This is a genomic window from Oerskovia sp. NPDC057915, assembly GCF_042887685.1.
Classification (GTDB): domain Bacteria; phylum Actinomycetota; class Actinomycetes; order Actinomycetales; family Cellulomonadaceae; genus Oerskovia.
In genome coordinates, this window is the sequence record NZ_JBHVOS010000042.1 from 1 (window position 1) to 8,260 (window position 8,260).

An 8,260-nucleotide genomic window follows, 5' to 3' on the forward strand; every position below is an offset into this window, starting at 1 on the left:
GCACCGGTCCGGTGGACCGGTGCGCCGCCGTCGTGCTCCTGTGGAACTGCTCAGCGCGGGGGCGTGTCCGTGCCGGCGGGCGGGACGCCCGGGCTCTTCGGCTCGACGTCGGGCTGAGTCGGGGTCGTGGGGACCCCCGGGCTCTTCGGCTCGACATCGGGCTGAGTCGGGGTCGCCGGGACCCCCGGGCTCTTCGGCTCGACATCGGGCTGAGTCGGGGTCGCCGGGACCCCCGGGCTCTTGGGCTCCGCGACGACGGGGGCCGCGTGAGCCGACGTGCGGGTCGGCGGCGTGACCGGCGGGGTCGTGGGAGCAGGGGTCGTCGGTGCGGGCGTGACGGGCGCGGCGTGGGCCGGGGTGTGCGACGCCGGGACCGGGGCCGCCGACAGGTTGCCGTCCGACGAGTACCCGCCCTGCGTCTCGACCGCGACGGCCGGGCCGCTCGCGATCCGCCGCAGCGCGATCCCGATGAGGATGAACAGGATGCCCAGGCCGATGACCAGCGCCGAGACGCCGTACGCGACGACCGAGGTGAACAGCGACGCGCGCAGGAACGAGGCGTTCATGACCGTGGCGCGACGCTCGTCGTCCTGCGGGAGCTCGGCGTACGTCTGGCCGTCGCTGATCTCGAGCGCGTGCTTGTTGATGACCTCCGCCTGGGCGTACGCCGTGAACGGGCCGTTGACGTGGCGTCCCGCGAGGAAGTCCGCGTCGTCGGACACCGTGATGTCCTCGGCCGACAGCTGCGAGGTCACGACACCCCACGTGACACCACCGGCGATGATCATGACGATCCCGGCGATGACGGTGAGGATCCCGATGACCCCTACGCCCTTCGCCGGCCGAACCGTGACAGTGCTGGACATTGCGATATCCCTCCCCGAGCCGATTCTTTGATGTCAAGGTAGCGACGATTCGTCGTTTCCGCCGGACGAACGGTCCGTTCACTCCCGAAACCGACCAGCCGGGCACGGGCCGTGGACGCGTCGATGGGAGAATCCAGGGGTGAGGATCACCCATGTGACGGACTGCTACCTGCCGCTGCTCGGCGGCATCGAGACCCAGGTGAGCCGTCTCGCGGCCCAGCAGGCCGCGGCCGGCCACCACGTCGAGGTGGTCACCACGACGCCCGCGGCACGCGGCGAGCACGGCGTGAGCAGCGAGGTGCACGACGGCGTCACGGTCCACCGCGTCGCAGCCCGGATCCCCGGTGGCTACCCCGTGCACCCGCGCGCCGCACACCACGTGACGCGGATCCTGCGGGAGGTGCGACCCGACGTCGTGCACCTGCACATGGGCGTCCTGACGCCGTCGGTGCAGGCCTCTCTCCAGCCCGTCGCGCGCCTGGGTCTGCCCGCGGTCCTGACCGTGCACAGCGTCTGGGGGTCGGCCGAGCGCTGGTTCGCCGCCCTCGACTGTGTGACGCACTGGTCGCGACTGCCGATCCTGCTGTCGGCCGTGAGCGAGCTGACCGCGGCACCGCTGCGCCGTATCGCGGGGCCCGACGTCCCCGTCGAGATCCTGCACAACGGTCTGGACCTCGACGAGTGGGCCGTGCCGCGCGTCGAGCGGGACGCGCGCGGCGAGGGCAAGGCCGTGCACGTCGTCGCCGCGACCCGGTTCGCGCCCCGCAAGCGGGTCCTGCCGCTGCTCGAGTCGATCCGGCAGGCCGCCGAGCGCCTCCCGCACGACGCGCTGTTCGCGACGATCGCGGGCGAGGGCCCCGAGCTCGACGCGGCCCGGCGCTTCGTCAAGGAGCACGGGCTGTCCTCGACGGTCAGCCTCCCGGGCCGCCTGGGCGCGCACGAGCTCAAGCGTCTCTACTCGCGCGCCGACGTGTTCGTGGCCCCCGCCGTCCAGGAGTCGTTCGGGATCGCGGCGCTCGAGGCGCAGGCCGCAGGCCTGGCCGTGGTGACGCGCGCGGAGTCGGGCGTGGCCGAGCGGCTGACGGACGGGGTCGACGGGCTGCTCGCCGCCGACGACGCGGAGATGACGGACCAGATCGTGCGGCTCGTGACGCAGGACGGGCTGCTCGACCGCATCGTCGCGCACAACCGCGAGGTCCGACCTTCGAGCGGGTGGCCGAGCGTGCTCGCCGACGTCGAGAAGGCCTACGAGAAGGCGGCGGCGTACCGAGCGGAGCGGGTGGCGCGCACCGCACGACGCTGACCGCTCACCCCCGGGGTCGCGTGTCGAGGTCCAGGACGTGCCGACGCTCGAACTCGACGCGGTCCCCGGCGAGCAGGCCCACGATGGCGGCCGGGTCGTTGTCGAGCACGCCGACCAGGCGGTCGCCGTCGACTTCCGTCACGAGCACCCACATGCGTTCTCCGATGCCCTCGTCGGGGAGGAACACGAGCTTGACGAGCGTCCCGGGGGCCACACCCGACGTGTCCTCAGGGACCGGGTACGTCCGGGGGTGCTGCACGTTCCAGGCGACGACGTCGCGGAGCGACCACACCTCGGGGTCGGGCCACGACCCGGGGTCGCCGTCCTCGGGGAGGTCCCGCAGCATCCCGTCCTGTTTGCGGTCGAGCGTGCCGTCGTCGAGCATCTGCGCCACGATCCGGGAGTTGTACGGACCGAGGACGGCCCACGGCCCCACGGTGCCGGCGCGCGCGGCACGGATCGCGACCTGGGCCCGACGGAGCGAGAGCTTCGCGAGCCCGGGGTCGAGCAGGAGCAGGTCGTGAAAGGCCACGGTCATCGGCTGGGACCCGTCAGGCTCGACCGCAGCGAGGTACACCCAGCCGTCGGGCCACCGGACGACCCTGGTCACGGGCCGACCGAGCTCCAGGACATCGACGCTCGACACCACGACCTCGTCGAGCGCAGGGACTTGCGACCGTCCGGAGCGACCGAGCATCAACGCTCACCGAGCAGGCGTGGGCGGGCGGCGCGAGGGTCCATGACGGGCAAGGTACCGCACGACGAGCCGACGCCGTCCGCAGGAGGCGCGCGCCGCCGTCGGGCCTGCGTGCCCCGATAGGGACCCCGCGCTCCGCACCCCGGTGCGCGCGGCGCAGCCCGGTCCCCGGAACGCCGAAGGGCCGGCCCTCGCAGATCGCTCTGCAGGGGCCGGCCCTCGACGGCTCAGCGGGACGTCACTCCCACTCGATGGTGCCCGGCGGCTTGCTCGTCACGTCGAGCACGACGCGGTTGACGTCCTTGACCTCGTTCGTGATGCGCGTCGAGATGATCGCGAGGACGTCGTACGGCAGACGGGTCCAGTCCGCGGTCATGGCGTCCTCGGAGGACACGGGGCGCAGCACGATCGGGTGGCCGTAGGTGCGGCCGTCGCCCTGGACGCCGACCGAGCGGACGTCGGCCAGGAGCACCACGGGGCACTGCCAGATCTCGTCGTCCAGCCCGGCCTTCGTGAGCTCCTCGCGCGCGATCGCGTCGGCCGCGCGCAGGATCTCCAGGCGCTCGGCCGTGACCTCGCCGACGATGCGGATGCCGAGCCCGGGACCGGGGAACGGCTGACGGGCCACGATGACCTCGGGCACGCCGAGCTCGCGGCCCACGGCACGGACCTCGTCCTTGAACAGGGCGCGCAGCGGCTCGACGAGCGAGAACTGCAGGTCGTCGGGCAGGCCGCCCACGTTGTGGTGGCTCTTGATGTTCGCGGTGCCCTCGCCGCCGCCGGACTCGACGACGTCCGGGTACAGCGTGCCCTGCACGAGGAACTTGACCTCGCCCCCGTGCTCGCCCTCGGCCTCGACGATCTGGCGCGCCGCCTCCTCGAACGCACGGATGAACTCGCGACCGATGATCTTGCGCTTGGTCTCGGGGTCCGAGTGGCCCGCGAGCGCGGCGAGGAAGCGCTGCTTCTCGTCCATGACGACGAGCTTGACGCCCGTGGCGGCGACGAAGTCGCGCTCGACCTGCTCGACCTCGCCCGCACGCAGCAGGCCGTGGTCGACGAACACGCACGTCAGCTGGTCGCCCACGGCCTGCTGGACGAGGGCCGCCGCGACCGAGGAGTCGACGCCGCCGGACAGGCCGCAGATGACGCGGGCGTCCCCGACCTGCTCGCGGATGAGCGCGATCTGGTCGGCGATGACGTTGCCCGGGGTCCAGTCACCGGCGAGGCCGGCGCCCTGGTACAGGAAGTTCTCGAGGGCCTTCTGGCCCAGCGGGGAGTGCTTGACCTCGGGGTGCCACTGCACGCCGTAGAGGCGGCGGCCCGTGTCCTCGAAGGCCGCGACCGGGGAGCCGGCCGAGGTCGCGAGGACCTCGAAGCCCTCGGGCGCCGCGTGCACGGCGTCGCCGTGGCTCATCCAGGCGGTCTGCTGGTCGGGCGAGCCCGCGAGCAGCGCGCCTGCCTGGCAGACCTCGACGGCCGTGCCGCCGTACTCGCTGAGCCCGGTCTGCGCGACCGTCCCACCGAGCGCCTTGGCCATGGCCTGGAAGCCGTAGCAGATGCCCAGGACGGGCACGCCCGCGTCGAACAGCGCGGGGTCCACGAAGGGGGCACCCTGCGCGTACACGGACGACGGACCGCCGGACAGGATGATCGCTGCCGGGTCCTTGGCGAGCATCTGCTCGACGGTGAAGGTGTGAGGGACGATCTCCGAGTACACCTTGGCCTCACGCACGCGACGCGCGATCAGCTGGGCGTACTGTGCGCCGAAGTCGACGACCAATACGGGCCGGGGGGCTGAGGGGGTGGGTGTCACCACCCCAGGATAGTTGGCCCGGGGCCGATCCCCGGCATCGGTCCAGCACGTGCGACGGGGATCACTGCACGGGTGGGGCGGGCAGCCGCTCGCGCAGCTCGCGCGCGGCCCGCTCGGGGTCGGCCGCGCCCGTGATCGCGCGGACCACGACGATGCGCTCGGCCCCGGCGTCGAGCACCTGGTCGAGCCTGTCGGCGTCGACGCCCCCGATCGCGAACCACGGCGTCGTCGGGCGCGTCGCCGCGACCTGTCGCAGCAGGTCGAGCCCGACGGCGTCGCGCCCCGGCTTCGTGGGCGTCGCCCAGAGGGGGCCGACGCAGAAGTAGTCGACCTCGGGGTCTGCCTCGGCGGCCGCTGCCTGGGTGAGCGAGTGCGTCGAGCGGCCCAGGAGCGGGCCCCCGCCGAGGAGCGATCGGACCGCGGGCACCGGCAGGTCGCCCTGGCCCATGTGCACCACCGGGGCCCCGGTCAGCAGCGCGACGTCGGCCCGGTCGTTGACGGCCCACAGCGCCCCGTGCTCGGTCGCGACGCGCGCGACTACGTCCTGAAGCTGGAGCTCGCGCGCGACGTCGAGCGTCTTGTCGCGCAGCTGGACCACGTCGACCCCGCCCGCGAGCGCCGCGTGCAGGAAGTCCTCGAGGTCGCCACGCTCCTCGCGCGCGTCGGTGCACAGGTACAGCCTGGCGGCGCGCAGCCTCTCGACGGCGGCCTGGCGGGCCGCGGGCCGGGTGGCGTCACGGGCCGCCTGTCGGGTGGCGTCGCGGGCGTCGGAGCGGTGGCGGGGCTCGGGGTGCGGTCGGCGCGCGGCGTCGCCGGTCGGGGCGGTGGTCACGGCGCCCAGGATAGGCACGGCCCGCGCGGCGCGCGGCCGTGGCGCACCCCGTGGTCGTGCCGCGGCCCGGTCCCGGCCGCGTTGTAGGGTGGCCGCGAAGCACGGGAGCCCCGCACGGGGCTGAGAGGGCGAGAGCCGACCGTCGAACCTGATCTGGGTCATGCCAGCGAAGGGAGCGAGCGCATGAGCGCAGCCCTGTCCACCGATCAACCCGCCCTGCCCGCACGCCCACGAGGGCGCGACGGGGCTGCCGGGCGCGCGGCGCCGTCGGGCCTCCCCCACGACCACCTGCCCGACGGCGCCTCCGACGTCCTCGTCGTGGGCGGCGGCATCGTGGGGCTCACCGCGGCCTGGCGGGCCTCGCGTGCGGGGCGGCGCGTGACCGTCCTCGACCCGGCCCCGGGGGACGGCGCGACGCACGCCGCGGCCGGGATGCTCGCGCCCGTGACGGAGGCCGACTTCGGGGAGCAGGCCGCGCTGCGCCTGGGTGCCGACTCCGCCGCGCGGTGGCCCGCGTTCGCGGCCGAGCTCAAGGCGGACTCGGGGCTGGGTGTCGGGCTGCGGGCGACCGGGACGCTCACGCTGGCCTACGACGGCGACGACCTGACGCTCGGGCGGCGCGTGCGCGCGCTGCAGGAGGCGTGGGGGCTCGACTCGACCGAGATCACGGTCGCGGCCGCCCGGGAGCGCGAGCCGCTCGTCGGGCAGCGCGTGGCCGGAGCGTTCTGGGCCCCGGGCGACCACCAGGTCGACCCCCGTGCGGTGCACCGGGCCCTGACCGCGGCCCTCGCGCGGGACCCGCGCGCCGCCGTCGTGCACCGCAGGGCCGCCCGGCTGCTGCGGTCCCCCGGCCCCGGCGCACCCGTGACCGGGGTCCTCGACGACGCGGGAGCCGAGCACCGTGCGGGGACCGTGGTCCTCGCGGCCGGGGCCGACTCGGGGCGCCTGCTCGCGGGCGTCCCCGAAGTGTGCGCCCCGACCCGTCCGGTGAAAGGGCAGACCCTGCGGCTCGACGCCCCGCCCTGGTTCACGCTCGACCACGTGGTGCGCGGGATCGTGCAAGGGCGTCCGGTGTACGTCGTACCGCGTACGCCCGGCGCCGACGGGCACCGCGAGGTCGTCGTCGGTGCGACGAGCGAGGAGCATCCCGACGACCGGCGCGCGACCGCGGGCGGCGTCTTCGCGCTCCTGCGGGACGCCCGTGCGCTCCTTCCCGGGCTCGACGAGCTCGCCCTGGTCGAGGTCACGCCGCGCGTGCGCCCGGGCACCCCGGACAACCTGCCGCTGCTGGGACCCACGAGCGTGCCCGGCCTCGTGCTCGCGACGGGCCACTACCGCAACGGCGTGCTGCTCGCCGCGGTCACCGGGGCCGCGGTCGACGCGCTCCTGGCCGGGGAGCCGCTGCCCCCCGCGGTCGCGTCGATCGACCCGATGCGCTTCTCCCCCGAGCCCGCCCCCGTCCCGTCGAGACCCACGACAGTCCTCGACCTCGGCGACCCCACCACCTCCCGGAGGACCTCATGACCAGCACCGCGCTCGTCAACGGCGAGCCGTACCCCCTTGCCGCTCCCACGACCGTCGCCGCCCTCGTGGCCGCGCTGCTTCCCGGTCTCGCCGCCGACACCGGTGTCCCCCGGGGCGTCGCGGTCGCGATCGACGACGCCGTGCTCCCCCGCAGCACCTGGGCGTCCACGACCCTGCGCGACGGCGACCGCGTCGAGGTCGTCACGGCGGTGCAGGGTGGCTGACGCCGGGCAGGACACGGTCCGCGCGGCCGACGACCCCCTCGTCGTCGCGGGCGTCCCCCTCGGCTCCCGCCTGGTCATGGGCACGGGCGGCGCGGCCAACCTGCTCACGCTCGAGGACGCTCTCGTGGCGTCCGGGACCGCGCTCACGACCGTGGCGATGCGCCGCGTCGCGCGGGTACGGCCGTCGGGCGGCGCGGGATCCGTAGGAGGCGAGAGCGAGACCGGCATCTGGGGCCTGCTCGACCGCCTCGGCATCCGCGCCCTGCCCAACACCGCGGGCTGCTTCTCGGCCAAGGAGGCCGTCCTCACGGCCCACCTGGCCCGCGAGGCGTGCGGCACCGACTGGGTCAAGCTCGAGGTGATCGCGGACGACGTCACGCTCCTGCCCGACCCGATCGGGCTCGTCCAGGCCGCCGAGACGCTGGTCCGTGACGGCTTCACCGTCCTGCCGTACACCAACGACGACCCGATCCTCGCGCGCCGCCTCGAGGACGTGGGCTGCGCGGCCGTCATGCCGCTCGGCGCGCCCATCGGGTCGGGGCTCGGCATCCTCAACCCGCGCAACATCGCGGCCATCGCGGCCGCGGCCCGCGTGCCCGTGATCCTGGACGCGGGGATCGGGACCGCGTCGGAGGCCGCGCACGCCCTGGAGCTCGGGTGCGACGGCGTGCTGCTCGCGACCGCGGTCACGCGCGCGGCCGACCCGGTGCGGATGGCCGCGGCCATGCGGTTCGCGGTCGAGGCCGGGCGGCTCGCGGCGCTCGCGGGCCGCATCCCGCGGCGCGAGCAGGCGCTCGCGAGCTCGCCGGTCGACGGGATGGTGGGCCGGGCCGGGGCGGGTGCCGCCGGGCTCACGGGGTCCGGCCTGCTGGGTGCCGGCAACCTGGACCTGGCGCTGTGACCGGTTCGCCGAGGTAGACCCGTGTGCGCGAGGTAGACCTCCCGGGGGTCTACCAAGAGCGCACGGGTCATCCAAGGCGGTCCGTGGCGTCGGTGAC

The 8,260-nt window shown here is 74.7% G+C and carries 8 protein-coding genes and 1 riboswitch; of the genes, 4 read left to right on the plus strand and 4 right to left on the minus strand.

Annotation, left to right across the window (positions count from 1 at the left end; translation table 11 throughout):
- Positions 1-50 precede the first annotated feature (50 nt).
- Positions 51-866 (minus strand): hypothetical protein, encoded by an 816-nt coding sequence (locus ACFVQ3_RS18630; protein WP_387642326.1) that lies wholly within the window; start codon positions 864-866, stop codon positions 51-53.
- 139 nt (positions 867-1,005) lie between these two features.
- Here ACFVQ3_RS18630 and ACFVQ3_RS18635 point away from each other — a divergent pair, with 139 nt between their 5' ends.
- Positions 1,006-2,169, plus strand: a complete 1,164-nt coding sequence (locus ACFVQ3_RS18635) for a glycosyltransferase family 4 protein (RefSeq protein ID WP_387642329.1) — start codon at positions 1,006-1,008, stop codon at positions 2,167-2,169.
- Between the two features lie 4 nt (positions 2,170-2,173).
- On the opposite strand, the gene ACFVQ3_RS18640 is transcribed toward ACFVQ3_RS18635, so the two are convergent.
- From ACFVQ3_RS18640 to thiE, 3 genes are all read right to left on the minus strand, one after another.
- Positions 2,174-2,815 carry a DUF2314 domain-containing protein gene (locus ACFVQ3_RS18640; protein WP_387642333.1) on the minus strand — a complete coding sequence of 214 codons (642 nt, stop codon included), beginning with the start codon at positions 2,813-2,815 and terminating at the stop codon, positions 2,174-2,176.
- A gap of 289 nt (positions 2,816-3,104) precedes the next feature.
- On the minus strand, positions 3,105-4,682 hold the full coding sequence (guaA, locus tag ACFVQ3_RS18645) for a glutamine-hydrolyzing GMP synthase (protein ID WP_387642336.1): 1,578 nt from the start codon (positions 4,680-4,682) through the stop codon (positions 3,105-3,107).
- 61 nt (positions 4,683-4,743) lie between these two features.
- Positions 4,744-5,376: a thiamine phosphate synthase gene (gene thiE / locus ACFVQ3_RS18650; RefSeq protein ID WP_387642345.1), complete on the minus strand. Its 633-nt coding sequence runs from the start codon at positions 5,374-5,376 to the stop codon at positions 4,744-4,746.
- A 237-nt stretch (positions 5,377-5,613) separates the two neighbouring features.
- Positions 5,614-5,691, plus strand: a riboswitch (TPP riboswitch).
- A gap of 6 nt (positions 5,692-5,697) precedes the next feature.
- On the opposite strand from thiE, the gene thiO reads away from it, so the two are divergent.
- From thiO to ACFVQ3_RS18665, 3 genes are all read left to right on the plus strand, one after another.
- The gene (gene thiO, locus ACFVQ3_RS18655; RefSeq protein WP_387642339.1) at positions 5,698-7,038 is read left to right on the plus strand and encodes a glycine oxidase ThiO; all 1,341 of its coding nucleotides are present in this window, start codon (positions 5,698-5,700) and stop codon (positions 7,036-7,038) included.
- The gene (gene thiS / locus ACFVQ3_RS18660; protein ID WP_387642342.1) at positions 7,035-7,262 is read left to right on the plus strand and encodes a sulfur carrier protein ThiS; all 228 of its coding nucleotides are present in this window, start codon (positions 7,035-7,037) and stop codon (positions 7,260-7,262) included. Before thiO ends, thiS begins: the two co-directional genes overlap by 4 nt.
- Positions 7,263-7,338: 76 nt before the next feature.
- Complete coding sequence (locus ACFVQ3_RS18665; protein WP_387642347.1) at positions 7,339-8,163, plus strand: thiazole synthase; 825 nt, start codon at positions 7,339-7,341, stop codon at positions 8,161-8,163.
- Positions 8,164-8,260: the final 97 nt, after the last annotated feature.